Source organism: Gallaecimonas sp. GXIMD4217, assembly GCF_038087665.1.
In the GTDB taxonomy this organism is placed as follows: domain Bacteria; phylum Pseudomonadota; class Gammaproteobacteria; order Enterobacterales; family Gallaecimonadaceae; genus Gallaecimonas.
Genome location: NZ_CP149925.1, coordinates 47,702 through 64,642, shown reverse-complemented (window position 1 = coordinate 64,642; position 16,941 = coordinate 47,702). Strand labels below are relative to the sequence as shown.

Genomic DNA, 16,941 nt, shown 5'->3' with positions numbered 1-16,941 from the left:
AGACGGGGTGGCCGTGTATCTGTTTGAAGGGCTTAAGGAACGGCTAACCAGCTACCTGGACGACAGCCAGGTTGACCTCATCAGGCAGGCCTATGTGCTGGCCCGCGATGCCCACGAAGGGCAGACGCGCTCCTCCGGCGAGCCTTACATCACCCACCCCGTCGCCGTCACCGGCATCCTGGCCGACATGCGTCTCGACCACGAGACGCTGATGGCCGCCCTGCTCCACGACGTCATCGAAGACACCGACTACACCAAGGACGACCTGGCCGAGCGCTTCGGCAGCACGGTCGCCGGGCTGGTGGAAGGGGTGTCCAAGCTCGACAAGATCCAGTTCAACTCCAAGGAAGAGGCCCAGGCCGAGAACTTCCGCAAGATGATCCTGGCCATGACCCAGGACATCAGGGTCATCCTGATCAAGCTGGCCGACCGCACCCACAACATGCGCACCCTGGGCTCCCTGCGCCCGGACAAGCGCCGCCGCATCGCCCGGGAAACCCTGGAGGTCTATGCCCCCATCGCCAACCGGCTGGGCATACACAACATCAAGAACGAACTGGAGGAGCTGGGCTTCGAGGCCCTGCATCCCATGCGCAACCGGGTGCTGCGCGAATCCGTGGGCCGCGCCACCGGCAACCGCAAGCAGCTGGTGGACAACATCCGCGAGGCCGTCCAGGCCCGCCTGGAGGAGAGCGGCATCCCCGGCCGGGTCAAGGGCCGGGAGAAGCACCTGTTCTCCATCTACAACAAGATGCGCAACAAGGAACTGCAGTTCCACGAGGTGATGGACATCATCGCCTTTCGCATCATCGTCAGGGATCTGGACACCTGCTACCGGGCCCTGGGCGCCGTGCACAACCTGTACAAGCCCCGCCCCGGCCGCTTCAAGGACTATATCGCCATCCCCAAGGCCAACGGCTACCAGTCGCTGCACACCACCCTGTTCGGCCCCCACGGGGTGCCCATCGAGATCCAGATCCGCACCGAGGACATGGATCTGATGGCCGACCGCGGCGTGGCGGCCCACTGGCTGTACAAGCAGGACAGCGACAGCTCCGGCACCACGGCCCAGGTCCGGGCCAGGCGCTGGATGCAAAGCCTGCTGGAACTGCAGCAATCTGCCGGCAACTCCTTCGAATTCATCGAGAACGTCAAGACCGATCTGTTCCCGGACGAGATCTACGTGTTCACCCCCGAGGGCCGCATCCTGGAGCTGCCGGTGGGCGCCACGGCGGTGGACTTCGCCTATGCGGTGCACACCGCCGTCGGCCACGGCTGCGTCGGCGCCCGGGTGGACCGCCAGGCCTATCCGCTGTCCATGCCGCTGGAAAACGGCCAGACGGTGGAGGTCATCACCAGCCCCGGCGCCAGGCCCAACGCCGCCTGGCTCAACTTCGTGGTGACCGGCAAGGCCCGCTCCAAGATCCGTGCCCACCTCAAGCACCTGCAGTCCGAACAGGCCGTGGCCCTGGGCCGGCGCCTGCTCACCCACGCCCTGGGCGGGGTGCGCCTGGACGAGCTGGATCCGCTCCAGGTCCAGGAGGTGTTGCAGAGCACCCAGCACGACAGCTTCGAGCACCTGCTGGCCGACATCGGCCTGGGCAACGCCATGAGCATCGTCATCGCCCGCCGCCTGCAGGGCATGAGCGAGGACGAGAGCAGGAAGGCCGCCAGCGGCAAGAAGATGGCCATCAAGGGCGCCGAGGGCATGCTGGTCAGCTACGCCAAGTGCTGCCGCCCCATCCCCGGCGACCCCATAGTGGCCCACATGAGCCCGGGCAAGGGCCTGGTGGTGCACATCGAGTCCTGCGGCAACATCAGCGGCTACCAGGCCGATCCGGCCAAGTACATCCCGGTGCAGTGGGCCGAGCAGACCGAGGGCGAGTACCTGTCCGAGATCCGCGTCGACATCGAAAACCACCAGGGCGCCCTGGCCACCCTGACCTCGGCCATCTCCGAGGCCGGCGCCAACATCCAGAACCTCAGCACCGAGGAGCGGGACAGCCAGGTCTATTCCATCAACATCCTGCTGACCGTCCACCACAGGGTGCACCTGGCCAACGTGATGCGCCGCATCCGCACCATCCCCGAGGTGGTCAAGATCATCCGGCTCCGTAAATGACCCCAGAACGCTTCCACCGTATCAACCAGGTACTGTCGGCCCGCCAGCCCGATCTCACCCTGTGCATGGAAGAGGTGCACAAGTCCCACAACCTGTCGGCCATCATCCGCACCGCCGACGCCGTGGGCATCCACGAGATCCACGCCATACACCCGCCCGGCCAGCGCCTGAAGATTGGCGCCGGCCGCGCCGCCGGCAGCCAGAACTGGGTCAAGGTCACCAAGAGAGCCGATATCCAGGACGCCGTGAGCCACTTCAAGGCCCAGGGCATGCAGGTGGTGGCCACCCACCTGTCCGACAAGGCCGTGGATTTCAGGCAGATAGACTATACGCAGCCCACCGCCATCATCCTCGGCCAGGAAAAGACCGGCATCAGCGACGAGGCCCTGGCCCTGGCCGACCACCATGTGATCATCCCCATGCTGGGCATGGTGCAGTCCCTGAACGTGTCGGTGGCCAACGCCCTGATCCTCTACGAGGCCCAGCGCCAGCGCCAGCAGGCCGGCCTCTACGACCGCTGCCGCCTGCCCCGGGCGGAATTCCAGCGCATCCTGTTCGAACGCGGCCACCCCATCTTCGCCCGGGTCTGCAAGCACAAGGGCATGCCCTATCCTGAGATAGACGATCAGGGCCAGATCGTCGCCGATGACCACTGGTGGGCGCAGATGCAGATGACCCGCAGCGCCTGGGAACACATGGACGACGAGGAAAGCTAGGATGACAGCGCCGGATCTGGGGCTGAGTGCGCCGGTGACGGCGCTCAAGGGGGTCGGCCCCAAGGTGGCCGAAAAGCTCGAACGCCTGGGCCTCCACACCATCGGCGACCTGCTGTTCCACCTGCCGCTGCGCTACGAGGACCGCACCAGCGTCTGCGCCATCGCCGAGCTGCTGCCCGGCATGCACATCTCCATCGTCGCCGAGGTGCTCAAGGCCGAGGTGATCTTCGGCCGCCGCCGCATGCTCACGGTGCAGGTGGCCGACGGCACCGGCAGCGCTACCTTGCGCTTCTTCAACTTCACCGCCGCCCAGAAGAACAACTTCCAGCCCGGCCGCCGCCTGCGCGCCTTCGGCGAGATCCGCGCCGGCAAGGCCCGCATCGAGGTGATCCACCCCGAGTACCGCTTCCTGGACGAGGGCCAGGCCGCCGAACTGGAAGAAAGCTACACCCCCGTCTACCCCACCACAGAGGGGCTCAGGCAGATGACGTTGCGCAGCCTCACCGATCAGGCACTGCCGTTCCTCAGGGGTGACATAGAAGAGCTGCTGCCCCCCGAGCTCAACCCCCACCGGCTGCCGCTCAAGGACGCCCTCTACCAGGTGCACCGGCCGAGCCCGGACATGGCCCTGGAGCAGCTGGAGGCGGGCAGCCACCCGGCCCAGCAGCGCCTGGCCCTGGAGGAGCTGGTGGCCCAGCAGTTGTCGCTGCTCAAGCTGCGCAGCGACAGCCAGAGCCACGGCGCCATCGCCCTGCATCCCAAGGACGGCCTGGAGGGCCAGTTCCTGGCCGCCCTGCCCTTTGCCCCCACGGGAGCACAGCAGCGGGTGACCGAGGAGATCCGCGCCGATCTGGCCCTGGAAAGGCCCATGATGCGGCTGGTCCAGGGCGACGTGGGCGCCGGCAAGACCCTGGTGGCGGCCCTGGCGGCGCTTCGGGCCATCAGCAACGGCTACCAGGTGGCGCTGATGGCGCCCACCGAGATCCTCGCCGAGCAGCACGCGTTGAATTTCGCCCACTGGTTCGAGGCCCTGGATCTCAAGGTCACCTGGCTGGCCGGCAAGCTCAAGGCCAAGGCCAGGAACGCCGCCCTGGCCGACATCGCCTCCGGTGCCGCCCAGATGGTGGTGGGCACCCATGCCCTGTTCCAGGCCGAGGTGCAGTTCGCCAACCTGGCCCTGGTGATCATCGACGAGCAGCACCGATTCGGGGTGCACCAGCGCCTGACCCTGAGGGAAAAGGGCCGCCAGGGCGCCCACTATCCCCACCAGCTGATCATGACCGCCACCCCCATTCCCCGCACCCTGGCCATGGCCGCCTACGCGGATCTGGACACCTCGGTGATCGACGAGCTGCCCCCTGGCCGCACCCCGATCACCACGGTGGCGGTGCCGGACAGCCGCCGGGATCAGGTCATAGAGCGGGTGCGCCTGGCCTGCCAGCAGGGCCGCCAGGCCTACTGGGTCTGCACCCTGATCGAGGAATCCGATGTGCTGGAGGCCCAGGCCGCCGAAGACACCGCCGCCCTGCTGCAACAGGCCCTGCCGGAACTCAGCATCGGCCTGGTGCACGGGCGCATGAAGGCGGAGGAGAAGCAGGAAGTGATGCAGGCCTTCAAGGCCGGCGAGCTGCAGCTGCTGGTGGCCACCACCGTCATCGAGGTGGGGGTGGACGTACCCAACGCCTCGCTGATGATCATCGAGAACCCGGAGCGCCTGGGCCTGGCCCAGCTGCACCAGCTCAGGGGCCGGGTCGGCCGCGGCGCCGTGGCCTCCCACTGCGTGCTGCTCTACCACGCCCCCCTGTCGAAAACCGCCACCGCCCGCCTGGGGGTGCTCAGGGACAGCAACGACGGCTTCGTCATCGCCCAGCGGGACCTGGAGATCCGCGGCCCCGGCGAGCTGCTGGGCACCCGCCAGACCGGCCTGGCCGAGCTGAAGATAGCGGACCTGACCCGGGACGCCCACCTGATGCCCCTGGTGCAGCGCATCGCCCAGCAGCTGCTGCGCCAGCACCCGGACAAGGTCATTGCCCTCGGCCAGCGCTGGCTGGGCCAGAAGAGCGAATACGCCAACGCATGAAAAAACCGGCCAGGAGGCCGGTTTTTCGTACTTGCCCTTTCCGTCACTGGGCCTTGAAGGTCCAGATGTCCTCGAAGCAGGCCTGGCCCTTGCAGGCCCTGGGCTCGGTACCGGCGGCGATGCGCTGCTGGCCCTCGCTCCAGACCACGTAGCGGCCGGCGCCCATATCGGCTACCTGCCGGCTGTAGAAATCGACCAGCTCGGCCTTGTCCAGGCCCTCGACGGCCTGGATCAGCTGGGCCCGCCAGTCGAAGGGGCGCTCATCGCTGATCAGATCCCAGAGGCGGCCGCTCTTCTGGGCCAGCTGCTTGTCCTTCTCCATCAGCTTGTTGACCAGGCCCGCCTTCTGGGCGGCGAAATCGGCATCGCTCATCTGTGCCAGGGTCTGGCGGTAACCGTCCAGGAAGGCGTCGATACGGCCGCGCAGGGTCACGGGATCCGCCACCGGCGACTGGATCACCGTGTACAGGGCGGGATGGCGACTGACGCTGGTAGCGCCGGCGGACACCACATAGCCCAGCTGCTGCTCGGTGCGCAGCTGCGAGAAGAAGGGCGCACTCAGCATATGGCCGGTCAGGGCGTAGCGGGCGGTGCTGGCCACATCGGTGCCGTCGGCGATGTATTGCATGGCGATGACCGCATCGTTGTGGTCGATGTCGATGGCCTTGATCAGCTCCTGGCCGTTGGGAATGTCCGCCAGCCGTTCCCGGGGCTTGTCGATGGCCTCGGCGCCCTTGAGCAGGTCCGCCTTCAGGTAGCCGGCGAAGTCCCTGGCCTCCTGCTCGGTCAGGTTACCGTGCACCAGGGCCTCCACGGCCAGCTGCCTGCGGTAGTTGTTCACGAAGCTGCGGAAGCTGGCGAAGTCGACGCCCTCTAGGGCATCGGCCTTGGCCATGGCGCCGTGGCTGTTGGCGGACAGGGTATGGCCGAAGACCCGGAAGGCCTGCAGGTAGGGCCGTTCGAAGGCGCTGTTGCGCCACTGCCGTACCAGGCTGTCTCTGTACTGTTCGAACCTGGCCTCGGTCAGCTCGGCCAGGGCCAGGGCCTGGTGGATACGGCTCACCAGCAGTCGCTGCTTTTCGTCATAGCCGGTGACGGTGTAGCCCAGGCCGCGGTCGTGGGCACCGACACGGAAATAGAGACCGGCCTGGCTGGCCGGGTAGCCTTCCCCTTCCAGGGCCACATTGACCAGATCGGCATAGAGGCTGTTCATGGCGTTCTCGGTGACATCCTGGATGGGCCTGTACAGGCCGACCTTGAGGCTGGCCTTGGGCATGGGGAAGTCACTGTCCTGCAGGTGCCAGAGGCTCAGGCCGGGTGCCTGGACCAGCAGCTGGGGCTCGGCCTTGGGTTCGGCCAGGGGCTTGAGCACCGGGTTTTCGGCCAGGTAGGGGTTGGCCGGCGGCAGCTGGAAACGCTCCTCGCCGCGGGCAGCGGCCCACTTGGCCTTGAGGCTGTCGTCCAGGGCGCTGACCTTGTAGGGGGCCTGGTAGCGGGCCTCCACCTGGTCGGTCTCCACGCCGGGCATCTTCACCACCTGGCGCAGGTTGGCCGGGGTCAGCCTGGCCAGGTAATCCTGGATAAGCGTCGGCTTGAACTGCTCGTAGAGGTAGCCGGCGCTGAGCACGTGCTCGGGCGCCACCTCCTGGAGGTTGCCGGCCAGGTTGCTGGCCAGGGAGGCGGCACGCTGCTTCTCCTGGAAGCGGAAGTCCAGGCCGGCGGCCTTGCGCTGCTCCTCGAAGTAGCTCTGCCTGACGCCCTGGCGGCGGATCAGGTCGATGTAGGCGAAGGTGGCCTCGGTGATGGCGTCGATCTGGCCGGCGCCGGCCTCGGTGAGGTTGAAGTCCACATAAAGGACGTCATGGTCGTCCGGGCCCCAGTGGTAGACGCTCAGCTCGTCCACCAGGCCGGCTTCCTTGAGGCCGGAATAGAGGCTGCCCGGGGCGGTGTTGGCCAGCAGCTTGCTGACGTAACCCAGGGGCTTGGCCTGGTAGTGCTGGTTGGCCTTGGGCAGCGGGAACTGCAGGGACAGCAGCCGCTCTTCCTTCAGGGGCTCCTGGTCGATGCGCACGCCCAGCTGCTCCGGCGTGAAGGGAGCCACCTTGGGCACCGGGTGGTTGTCGGCCTTGCCGGGGATGGCGCCGAACATCTCCTTGGCGTATTTGGCCAGGGTATCCAGATCCTCGCGGCCCACCAGGGCCAGGGTCATGTTGCCGGCATGGTAGTACTGCTCGTGGAAGGCCTTGAGATCGTCCCAGACCCTGTCGCCGTCGCGGTCGGCCAGGGTGGTCAGGTTACCCACGGAGAACTGGGAGGCCGGGTGCTCGGGATTGGCGGTCTTCTTGAGGATCTCGTTGTAGCGGCGCCACTCGTCCTTCTTCTTCATCTCGTATTCGGAGTGGACCGCCTTCTTCTCCCGCTCCACATAGGCGGGATCCAGGCTGGGAGCAATGAAGAACTGGGCGAACCTGTCCAGGGCCGGGGCGAACTGGCCCGGCTCGATATCGAAGAAGTAGCTGGTGTAGGCCTGGCCGGTGCCGGCATTGGAGCCGCCGCCGTGCTTCTCGATGAATTCGCGGTATTCGTCCACCTTGGGGTACTTCTCGGTGGACAGGAACAGCATGTGCTCCAGGAAGTGGGCCAGGCCCTGACGGTCCTTGGGATCGGCGGTATGGCCCACGTGCACCACCAGGGAGGCGGCGGCCTTGTCGGCCTGGGCGTCGGACGCCAGCATCACCTTGAGGCCGTTATCCAGCTCCAGGTAGCGGTATTGCCGCTGGTCGGCCGGGCTGACCTGGATGGCGAGCTCGGCACCGGCTGGGGTGGACGGCAGCTGCTGGCAACCCAGCAGGCTGAAGGCGGCCAACACGGCCAGGCTGGTGGCTTTGAGTTTCATGCGAATTCCCTTGGCATCTGGATACAACTGGCCCCATACCATGCCACAAGCCGGGGCCTGGCCGGGATCATCAAAATGTAAAAATTTACTTGATTGGTAAGGCAATAGGCCGTTGTCCCCAAAGGCGGCCGGTAGTAGCTTGTGGCCATCACAGTTACAAAGCCATGACCATGAACCCGACCATAGAGCTGATCCTGTCCCACGCCTCCATCCGCAAGTTCACTCCCGAGCCCATAGACCCGGCGCAGCTGGATGCCGTGCTGGCCGCCGCCCAGGCCGCCTCCACCTCCAGCTTCCTGCAGGTGGGCACCCTCATCCGCGTCACCGACCACGACAAGCGCCAGTCCCTGGTGGAGCTCACCGGCAACCAGCCCTGGGTGGGCAAGGCGGCGGAATTCCTGGTGTTCTGCGCCGACTACCACCGCCACCGGCAGATAGTGCCGGACGCCAGGCTGGGCTATGTGGAGCAGCTGCTGATCGGCGCCGTGGACGGCGCCCTGATGGGCCAGAACGCCCTGCTGGCCGCAGAGTCACTGGGCCTGGGCGGGGTCTTTATCGGCGGTATCCGCAACCACCCGGACCAGGTGGCCGAGCTGCTGGGCCTGCCCAAGCACGTCATCCCCCTGTTCGGCCTCTGTCTGGGCCACCCGGATCAGCAGCCGACCCTGAGGCCGCGCCTGCCCCGGCCCCTGGTGGTACACGAAAACGGCTACCGGGAACTGGACCAGGCCCTGCTGGCCCGGTACGACGAGCAGGTGCGCCTGTATTACCGGGAGCGCACCGGCGGCAACAAGGAAATGAGCTGGAGCGAGCAGATCGCCGCCACCCTGACCAAGGAGGCCAGGCCCCACATGCAGGCCTTCCTTGAGCAACAGGGATTTAACAAGCGCTGATTCAGTGGCTGGCAATGGACGGGCCTTGTTTGGCACAATGCCCTTTCCTTAACGGCAGATTAACGACAAAATGCCCCATGGCCGCTGCTGAACGGCCCCCAATAACAACGAAAAAAGTGCGTCCATGTCTTCGCTGAGAGAGACACTCCATATCACCATCAGCGGCCTCAGTGGCACCCGCCACCTGGCCCTGACCGTCAAGCGCCGCAATGCCCTCATTGCGGCGCTGACCGCCGTTGTGCTGGTGTTGCTGGGCATGGCCGGCTATATCCGCTTCCTGCACTGGCAGGCCGACGACGCCGGCCGGCGCCTGGCCCAGAACCGGGCCGAACTCAGTGCCCTCACCGACGAACTCAACGCCGCCAGGGCCGACTACGCCAAGGTGGAACAGGACCGCCAGCTGCTGGAGACCGCCATCGCCCGCAAGGCCGAGGAACTCACCGCCGTCACCAGCCGCCTGGACGACCTGGAAGACAAGCTCGGCTCGGGCGCCCCCGAGCTGCCCCAGCTGGACACCCTGGAAAGGGTGGATCTGGCCTCATTGGCCATGAACAGCCGCCAGGTCAGCCTCAACATGATCCCCAACGGCGACCCCCTGGACTACGCCTACATCAGCTCTTCGTTCGGCAAGCGCAAGCACCCGGTCAAGAAGCGCACCATCCACCACGCCGGCCTGGACATGGTCGCCCATGTAGGCACACCGGTCTATGCCACGGCGGACGGTGTTGTGGAACTGGTCAGTCGTCGTAAGACAGGATATGGCACCATGATGCTGGTCAGCCACGCCTTCGGCTTCAAGACGCGCTATGCCCACCTCAAGAGCATTGCCGTCAAGCGGGGCGCCTATGTCCGCAAGGGCGAGCTGATCGCCTACTCGGGCAACAGTGGCACCAGTACGGGGCCCCACCTGCATTATGAAGTAAGCTATGCCGGTATCCCCTTAAACCCCAAGCCGTTCGTGGATTGGCAAATTGATAATTACGATCGGCTCTTCGACGTGGAGAAGAAAGTTCCATGGCCATCTTTAATAACGACAATCGAAAGCCTCAGGACCCTATGGCAACCACAGTTATCGCAGCCGGCACCGTTATCGACGGCGAACTCAACATCACCTGCAACCTCCACATTGACGGCAACATCAAAGGCACTGTCGGTGCCGACAAGTCCGTTCGCATCGGCAGTGACGGCCAAGTAACGGGCCAGCTCAAGGCCGTTGATCTGACCGTGGCCGGCAAGGTGGAAGGCACCATCGAAGCCAAGGTGGTGGAGATCCTCGAAAGCGGCATCGTCGAGGGCAGCATCCACTGCGAGGAGCTGATCATCGCCAAGGGCGGTCGCTTCCTGGGTGAATCCAAGCCGCTCAGCCAGCAGGCCGCCAAGGTCACCCCCATCAAGGAAGACAAGAAGGCCCAGGGCTAAGCCCCCTGTGCGCAAGGAGGCGCCATGAGCCGCTACTTTCCCCAGGCCCTGCTGGCCCTGTTCTCCGTGCTGTTCCTGTGGCTGGGCATAGACCCGGCCTCCCGGGAGGTCTGGGTGGCGGAGGTGATCCCGGTGCTGGGGGTGGTGGCCATACTGGCCTTCACCTTCAGGGCCTTTCGCTTTTCCAACCTGGCCTACGGCCTGATGGCCTTCTGGATCTTCTGGCACACGGTGGGCGCCCACTTCACCTTCGCCCACGTGCCCTTCGACTGGGTCACCGACGCCCTGGGCGCCGAGCGTAACCACTTCGATCGCATCGGCCACTTCTCTGTGGGCTTCTACGCCTTTGCCTTCACCGAGCTGCTGGTGCGCAGGAAATGGGCCGGCCCCGTCATCGCCAGCCTGTTCAGCCTGTTCGCCATCATGGCCATTGCCGCCGGCTACGAGATCATCGAATGGTGGTTCGCGGTGGTGGCCGGCGGTGATGCCGGCATCGAGTTCCTGGGTTCCCAGGGCGATATCTGGGACGCCCAGAAGGACATGCTGGCCGACACCCTGGGCGCCATCGCCTCGCTGGCGCTCTACTGGCTGCTCAGGAAGCCCCTGCAGCAGAAGTAAAAAAGGGCGCCTGGCGCCCTTTTTTAGTGCGGGGTCAATCTGGCCCTAAGCCGCTCCAGCTGGTGGCCCTGGACCCTGTCCACCACCACCGCCAGCTTGCTGAGGCCGCCTTCGGCGTAGCCGCTGACCGCATAGCTGTGGCGGATGCGGGTGCCGCCCTCCACGGCCTCGAATTGCCAGGCCATGCCGCCGCTCAGCCCCATCATCTGCAGCGGCCCCAGGCCGCCCACCATGCGCAGCTCCCGGCCCGGATCTACATAGGTGACCGTCATGTGCAGCACCTGGCGATCACCGTCTATCTCGCAGAAGCAGCCGCCGGCCCTGGGCTGGATGGAAAACTTGCTGGCATCGCCGAACCAGCTGTGTTCGCCATCCCACCACTGGCCCACCCTGAGGAACTGGGCATAGGCCTTTTCCGGTGCCACGGGCACCAGCACCTGGTGCTGGATGGCAAAGCCGTTGTCGGCGGCGCTGAGCACCTCGGCCTGGGCGGCGCCCGCCAGCAGCGCCAGGGGCAGGATCAGTCTCTTCATTGTTGTGTTTGCTCCTTGTCCTGCAGGTAGTCCAGGGCCAGGCCGCTCAGGGCCCGCACCCCGGTTTGCAGGGCATCTTCGTTGACCAGGAAATAGGGGGAATGGTTGGGGGCCACCTCGGCCGGGGGCACGCCCTCTGGGGCCACGCCCAGGAAGAAATAGACCCCGGGCAGCTGCTGCTGGAAGAAGGAGAAGTCCTCGGCGCCGGTGATGGGCTTGAGGCTGCCCACCCCCTTGTCGCCGGCGGCCCAGGCCAGGGACTCTCCTGCCCATTGGGTCAGGGCGGGATCGTTCCAGGTGACGGCGGCGAAATTCTGCACCTCGAACTCGGCGCTGGCGCCGCTGGCCTCGGCCAGCTTGGTGGCCGTCCTCTCCATGCGCGCCAGCAGATCCTCGCGCATGTCGGCATCGAAGGTGCGCACCGTGCCCACCAGGGTCACCTCATCGGGAATGATGTTCCAGCGCAGGCCGCCGTTGATGGCGCCTATGGACACCACGGCCGGCGCCTGGGTCACGTCCAGCTGCCGGGACGGGATCAACGCCAGGGCCTCCACCACAGAAGCGGCCACCGTGATGGGATCCACCCCCCGCCAGGGGCTGGAGCCGTGGGTCTGGGCGCCCTTGATGGTCACCTCGAAGCGGTCCGCCGCCGCCATGGTACCTTCCTCGCGCACGTACAGCCGGCCCGCCTGCAGCGGCCAGACATGGAGGCCGAAGATGGCCTCGGGCTTGAGGTCGGCGAAGACCCCTTCCTCCAGCATCAGCTTGGCACCGCCCTTTTCGCCCTTGGGCGCGCCCTCCTCGGCGGGCTGGAACAGGAACAGCACCGTGCCCGGCAGCTCGCTCTGCATCTGGCTCAAGGCCTGGGCGGCCCCCATCAGCATGGCGGTATGGGCGTCATGGCCACAGGCGTGCATCACCCCCACCGTCTTGCCGTTGAAGATGGCCTTCTCGGTGGAGGCGAAGGGCAGATTGGTCTGCTCGGTCACCGGCAGGGCGTCCATGTCGGCCCTGAGCGCCACCACGGGACCCGGCCTGCCGCCCCTGAGGATGCCCAGCACGCCGGTGTGGGCGATGCCGGTGCGCACCTCCAGGCCCAGGGCCTCGAGGTGCTCTGCCACCTTCCTGGCGGTGCGGGTTTCGCGGTTGGACAGCTCGGGATACTGGTGGAAATCACGGCGCCACTGGATCACCTTGGGCATCAGGCCCTCGATGCTGGCCTCAAGGTCGGCCTTGAGGTCAGCGGCCTGGGCGGAGCCCAGGCCCAGCAGCAGGGCGGCAAACGGCAGGGAATTACGCATGGGGCACTCCTTGGCAAAGGCTCCCCACCTTTGTAACACAATGGCTACAAGTCACACCACCTGGCCGGCGGCCCAGCCGGAGCTCCAGGCCCACTGGAAGTTGTAGCCCCCCAGCCAGCCGGTCACGTCCATCACCTCGCCGATGAAATAGAGGCCCGGCACCTTCCTGGCCTCCAGGGTCTTGGAGGACAGCTCGTCTGTGTCCACCCCGCCCAAGGTGACCTCGGCGGTGCGATAGCCCTCGGTGCCGTTGGGATGGACCCTGAACCCCTGCAGGGCCGCCTGCAGCTTCTTCAAGCGGCCATCGTCCAGGGCCTTGAGGGGCAGCTCGCCGTCTATGGCGCCGTGCCCGGCCAGCACCTCCACCAGGCGCTTGGGCAGCAGCCGCGCCAGCGCCGTCTTCAGGGCCTGGTTGGGGTGCTTGGCGGCCATGGCGTCCAGGGTCTCGGCCAGCTCCAGGTCCGGCAGCAGGTTGAGGGTGACGTCCTGGCCCGGCTGCCAGTAGCTGGAGATCTGCAGTATGGCCGGGCCGGACAGGCCCCTGTGGGTGAACAGCAGCGCCTCCTTGAACTGGGTGCCGTCCTCGCTTTCGGCGGTGACCGGCAGCGACACCCCGGAAAGCTCCGCAAAGCGTTCCAGATCCGGCTTGTCCAGGGTGAAGGGCACCAGGCCGGCCCGGGTCGGCAGCACCCTGAGGCCGAACTGCTCCGCTATCTGGTAGCCCAGGGGGGTGGCGCAAAGCTTGGGCATGGACAGGCCGCCGCAGGCCACCACCAGGCTCCGGCACCGGTGCGGCTCGCCGTTGACGGTGAGGCCGAAGCCGTCGTCGGTCTTGTGGATATCGGCCACATGGCTGCGCAGCCGTACCTGGGCGCCGGCCCAGTCGCACTCGGTGAGCAGCAGCTGCACTATGTCCTTGGCGGAGTCGTCGCAGAACAGCTGGCCCAAGGTCTTCTCGTGGTAGGCGACGCCGTGGCGCTCCACCAGCTCGATAAAGTCGTGCTGGCTGTAGCGGGCCAGGGCCGATTTCACGAAGTGGGGATTGCGGCACAGGTAGTTGGCAGGGCTGGCATGGAGGTTGGTGAAGTTGCAGCGGCCGCCGCCGGAGATGAGGATCTTCTTGCCCGCCTGCTTGGCGTGGTCCACCACCAGCACCGAGCGGCCCCGGTAGCCGGCCTGGGCGGCGCACATCAAGCCGGCGGCGCCGGCGCCAATAACGATGACATCGAACTTGGACATGAAGACTCCCCATTCAAGAGGGCGACAGTCTACCGGGTTCCCCTTGCCGCCACCACAGTCCGGCCTTAACATGGAGACCGCAACAAAATCACAACAATCAAGGAAGAAACATGGTCAAGCGACTGCTACCGCTACTGCTGCTGGCCGGCTGCCAGAGCACCACCAGCGACACCCCCGGCATGCCCGGCATCTACAGCAAGAATGCCAATTGGCAGGTGCTGCCAATGACCACGCCCAAACTCACCTCGATCAGCGATGACGGCGGCTGTGCCCGGGTAGCCATGACGGTCAACGAATACGGCGAAGCGGAAGATGTTCAGGTGCTGGCCTCGGAGCTGACCAAGGCGGGTAACAAGGCACTGATCAAGGCCAGCCGGGCCTGGCGCTTCCACCCAACGGGCACCGAGCCCCAGCTGAAGCTCAGCTACGCCCAGGCCACCGCCCTGTCCGTCAAGCACCGCTTTGACGCCAAGGCCATTGCACGCGAGTTGCCAAAGCAGCACTACCCGAATGTCGAGCCACAGCGCCTGGAAGTTTTCTGGCTTTTCTATCAGGAAGAAAAGATCAACAACAAGCGCTCCAGGGGAGGGTACAGTTATTACATCAACGGCACCCAGCTGCCGGAGCCCTGCAAGGCCCTGCTGGGCTGACAAAAAAGGCCGGCATTGCCGGCCTTTCTTATGATTGTGGCTGGCACAGCTGGGCCGGCACCGAATCGATATGCAGGGTGCGGGTGGGGAAGGCGCAGTCGGCGCCGTGCTGGTGGATGGTGGCGATCACCTTCAACAGCACGTCCTGCTTCACCTGGTGGTAGCGCTCCCAGTTCACCGTCTTGGTGAAGGTGTAGATGAAGAAATCCAGGCTGGAGGGCCCGAAGCTGTTGAAGTTGACGATCAGCGTCTGCTTGGCGTCTATATCCTCATGGCTCTCCAGCATGGCCTTCACGGCGGCGATGATGGCGTTCATCTTGGCCGCATCCTGGTAGCGGATGCCGATGGTCTCGTAGATGCGCCTGTTGTGCATCCGCGACGGGTTCTCCACCGACACCTGGGTGAACACCGAGTTGGGCACATACAGGGGCCGCTTGTCGAAGGTGCGGATCACCGTGACCCGAAAGCCGATTTTTTCCACAGTGCCTTCGATCTCCCGGTCCGGGGAGCGGATCCAGTCGCCCACCTTGAAGGGCTTGTCCAGGTAGATCACCAGGGCGCCGAAGAAATTGGCCAGCAGATCCTTGGCGGCCATGCCCACCACCAGGCCGCCGACGCCACCGAAGGCGAGGATCCCGGAGATGCTGACGCCGATGGACTGGAAGATGGTCAGCAGCGCCACCACCACCACAGAGGCCTTGAGCAGCTTGCTCACCGCCTGCACAGTAGTGATGTCGCCGCCCTGGGCGATGGACTGCCGCTCGCCGCCCTTGATCAGCCGCCAGCAGGCCCAGGCCAGCACCACCTCCAGCAGCACCTCCCGCAGCACCGGCACGTATTCGGCCAGGTTGGAGTCGATGCGACCGGCGACGATATCCGCCACCACCGTCAGGCCCACTATGGTGATCAGCCAGTTCACCGGCCGATGCAGGGCCTCGTAGAAAACGTCGTCCCAGCTCAGCCTGGTCTTCTGCACCAGGTGGAACAGGCGCTTGGCCAGCAGGCGCCAGGCGATCACCGCCATCACCGTCAGGCCCAGCACCAGGGTCACGTCCACCAGCCAGCCCTCGCCCAGCCACTGGGTCAGCTGGCCGTGGAGTTCACGCCAAAATGCCTTGAAGTCCATGTTCACAGCTCAGCCAGTATCACTTCCGCCTTGGAGTTTTCGAAGGTCTTGGGGGGCTCGACGTTGAGCAGGGTCACCACGCCGTCGTCGACGACCATGGCGTAACGGCGGGAACGCTTGCCGCCAAAAGGACCGGTGTCCATGGCCAGGCCCAGGGCCTCGCTGAAGCTGCCGTCGCCGTCGGCCAGCATGCGGATCTCGCTGGCGTTCTGGGCCTTGCCCCAGGCGTCCATGACGAAGACATCGTTGACGGATACGCAGCAGATATCATCCACGCCCTTGGCCTTGATGGCATCGGCGTTGACCACATAGCCGGGCAGGTGGGCGGCGCTGCAGGTGGGGGTGAAGGCGCCGGGCACGGCGAAGACCACCACCTTGCGGCCGGCGAAGAAGCTGTCGGTCTGGATATCCTGGGGCTTGCCATCGACCATTTCTGAAAGCACTGCGCTGGGCAGCTTGTCACCAACCTGGATCATGGGGCTCTCCTGAGTTCGCCTGATTGCGTCAGGCTAAAGACTAACTTAGGGACAGCACCTTGAGCCAGTCTCACCTTAAATCAGCAACTTGCAATCAGCCTGCAGGCCGGCTGACCGGGTAGATATCGAAGCGGTTCTTCTTGGTCTTCACCTGGGCCGAGGGCGACCTGTCGGCCAGGAAGGGGGCATAGTCGGGCCGTTTCACCACCACTTTCTTGCTGGCTGCGGCCAGGGCGGCCGGGAACAGGGCATCGGCATCCTCGTCGGCGCCCACCAGGTGCTGGAACACCCGCATCTCCTTCTTCACCAGCGCCGACTTGTCCCGGTGCGGGAACATGGGATCCAGGTAGACCACCTCGGCGCTGAGATCCGGCAGCAGATCCACCGCCCTGCCGTGCAACAGCCTCATGCGGGCGGCGATGGGGGCCACCTCGCCGTTGAGGGCCGCCCTGGCCAGGCCATCCTCCAGCAGCGCCGCCACCGCCGGGTGGCGTTCGATCAGGGTCACCTCACAGCCCAGGCTGGCCAGCACGAAGGCGTCCCTGCCCAGGCCGGCGGTGGCATCGATCACCGTCGGGCAGGCGCCCTTCTTGAGTCCCACCGCCTTGGCCACGGCCTGGCCGCGGCCGCCGCCGAACTGCCGCCTGTGCCCCACGGCGCCACCGACAAAGTCCACATAGACGGCGCCCAGCTTGGGCTCGTCCAGCTTGCGCAGCTCCAGGCGCTCGGCGGTCAGCACCAGGGCGCAAGGGCCCTCGCCCCGCTCGGCGAAGCCGTAACGGCGACGCAAGTCCTCCGCTTCCTGGCGGCGCTGGGAACATTCGCAATAGAGGGCGATGGGCATGGGGATCTCCTGAAGCTGGCGGGGCCAG

The 16,941-nt window shown here is 65.8% G+C and carries 15 protein-coding genes; 8 read left to right on the top strand and 7 right to left on the bottom strand.

Annotated elements, in window-relative coordinates; translation table 11 throughout:
- Nucleotides 1–13: 13 nt before the first annotated feature.
- Genes spoT through recG form a run of 3 tightly spaced genes read left to right on the top strand, consistent with a single transcriptional unit; the run spans nt 14 to nt 4,918 of the window.
- Nucleotides 14–2,122: a bifunctional GTP diphosphokinase/guanosine-3',5'-bis pyrophosphate 3'-pyrophosphohydrolase gene (gene spoT / locus WDB71_RS00305; protein ID WP_341502667.1), complete on the top strand. Its 2,109-nt coding sequence runs from the start codon at nt 14–16 to the stop codon at nt 2,120–2,122.
- The gene (trmH, locus tag WDB71_RS00300) at nt 2,119–2,838 is read left to right on the top strand and encodes a tRNA (guanosine(18)-2'-O)-methyltransferase TrmH (RefSeq protein ID WP_341502666.1); all 720 of its coding nucleotides are present in this window, start codon (nt 2,119–2,121) and stop codon (nt 2,836–2,838) included. Before spoT ends, trmH begins: the two co-directional genes overlap by 4 nt.
- Before the next feature lies 1 nt (nt 2,839).
- A complete protein-coding gene (gene recG, locus WDB71_RS00295) occupies nt 2,840–4,918 on the top strand; it encodes an ATP-dependent DNA helicase RecG (RefSeq protein ID WP_341502665.1) in 2,079 nt (692 codons plus the stop codon).
- A 43-nt stretch (nt 4,919–4,961) separates the two neighbouring features.
- Here recG and WDB71_RS00290 read toward each other — a convergent pair whose 3' ends face one another.
- A complete protein-coding gene (locus WDB71_RS00290; protein ID WP_341502664.1) occupies nt 4,962–7,814 on the bottom strand; it encodes an insulinase family protein in 2,853 nt (950 codons plus the stop codon).
- A gap of 170 nt (nt 7,815–7,984) precedes the next feature.
- Between WDB71_RS00290 and nfsA the strand changes: the two genes are divergently transcribed.
- The 4 genes from nfsA (at nt 7,985) to WDB71_RS00270 (ending at nt 10,744) form a co-directional block, all read left to right on the top strand.
- Complete coding sequence (gene nfsA / locus WDB71_RS00285) at nt 7,985–8,707, top strand: oxygen-insensitive NADPH nitroreductase (protein WP_341502663.1); 723 nt, start codon at nt 7,985–7,987, stop codon at nt 8,705–8,707.
- 124 nt (nt 8,708–8,831) lie between these two features.
- Nucleotides 8,832–9,902 carry a peptidoglycan DD-metalloendopeptidase family protein gene (locus WDB71_RS00280; RefSeq protein ID WP_341502662.1) on the top strand — a complete coding sequence of 357 codons (1,071 nt, stop codon included), beginning with the start codon at nt 8,832–8,834 and terminating at the stop codon, nt 9,900–9,902.
- Nucleotides 9,797–10,126 (top strand): polymer-forming cytoskeletal protein, encoded by a 330-nt coding sequence (locus WDB71_RS00275; protein ID WP_341504162.1) that lies wholly within the window; start codon nt 9,797–9,799, stop codon nt 10,124–10,126. Before WDB71_RS00280 ends, WDB71_RS00275 begins: the two co-directional genes overlap by 106 nt.
- Nucleotides 10,127–10,150: 24 nt before the next feature.
- A complete protein-coding gene (locus tag WDB71_RS00270; protein WP_341502661.1) occupies nt 10,151–10,744 on the top strand; it encodes a DUF2238 domain-containing protein in 594 nt (197 codons plus the stop codon).
- A 23-nt stretch (nt 10,745–10,767) separates the two neighbouring features.
- On the opposite strand, the gene WDB71_RS00265 is transcribed toward WDB71_RS00270, so the two are convergent.
- The 3 genes from WDB71_RS00265 to WDB71_RS00255 are packed head-to-tail and all read right to left on the bottom strand — an operon-like array spanning nt 10,768 to nt 13,817.
- Nucleotides 10,768–11,277 (bottom strand): SRPBCC family protein, encoded by a 510-nt coding sequence (locus WDB71_RS00265; protein WP_341502660.1) that lies wholly within the window; start codon nt 11,275–11,277, stop codon nt 10,768–10,770.
- Nucleotides 11,274–12,578 (bottom strand): amidohydrolase, encoded by a 1,305-nt coding sequence (locus WDB71_RS00260; protein ID WP_341502659.1) that lies wholly within the window; start codon nt 12,576–12,578, stop codon nt 11,274–11,276. Before WDB71_RS00260 ends, WDB71_RS00265 begins: the two co-directional genes overlap by 4 nt.
- 51 nt (nt 12,579–12,629) lie before the next feature.
- Nucleotides 12,630–13,817, bottom strand: a complete 1,188-nt coding sequence (locus tag WDB71_RS00255; RefSeq protein WP_341502658.1) for an NAD(P)/FAD-dependent oxidoreductase — start codon at nt 13,815–13,817, stop codon at nt 12,630–12,632.
- A gap of 110 nt (nt 13,818–13,927) precedes the next feature.
- On the opposite strand from WDB71_RS00255, the gene WDB71_RS00250 reads away from it, so the two are divergent.
- Nucleotides 13,928–14,467, top strand: a complete 540-nt coding sequence (locus WDB71_RS00250) for a hypothetical protein (protein ID WP_341502657.1) — start codon at nt 13,928–13,930, stop codon at nt 14,465–14,467.
- 28 nt (nt 14,468–14,495) lie between these two features.
- Here the strand turns inward: WDB71_RS00250 and WDB71_RS00245 are convergent, their stop codons facing one another.
- The 3 genes from WDB71_RS00245 to WDB71_RS00235 all read right to left on the bottom strand — a co-directional run bounded on the left by WDB71_RS00245 (nt 14,496) and on the right by WDB71_RS00235 (nt 16,913).
- Nucleotides 14,496–15,593, bottom strand: a complete 1,098-nt coding sequence (locus WDB71_RS00245; RefSeq protein WP_341502656.1) for a mechanosensitive ion channel family protein — start codon at nt 15,591–15,593, stop codon at nt 14,496–14,498.
- Between the two features lie 2 nt (nt 15,594–15,595).
- Nucleotides 15,596–16,069: a peroxiredoxin gene (locus tag WDB71_RS00240; protein WP_341502655.1), complete on the bottom strand. Its 474-nt coding sequence runs from the start codon at nt 16,067–16,069 to the stop codon at nt 15,596–15,598.
- Nucleotides 16,070–16,163: 94 nt separating this feature from the next.
- Nucleotides 16,164–16,913: a class I SAM-dependent methyltransferase gene (locus WDB71_RS00235; RefSeq protein WP_341502654.1), complete on the bottom strand. Its 750-nt coding sequence runs from the start codon at nt 16,911–16,913 to the stop codon at nt 16,164–16,166.
- Nucleotides 16,914–16,941 lie beyond the last annotated feature (28 nt).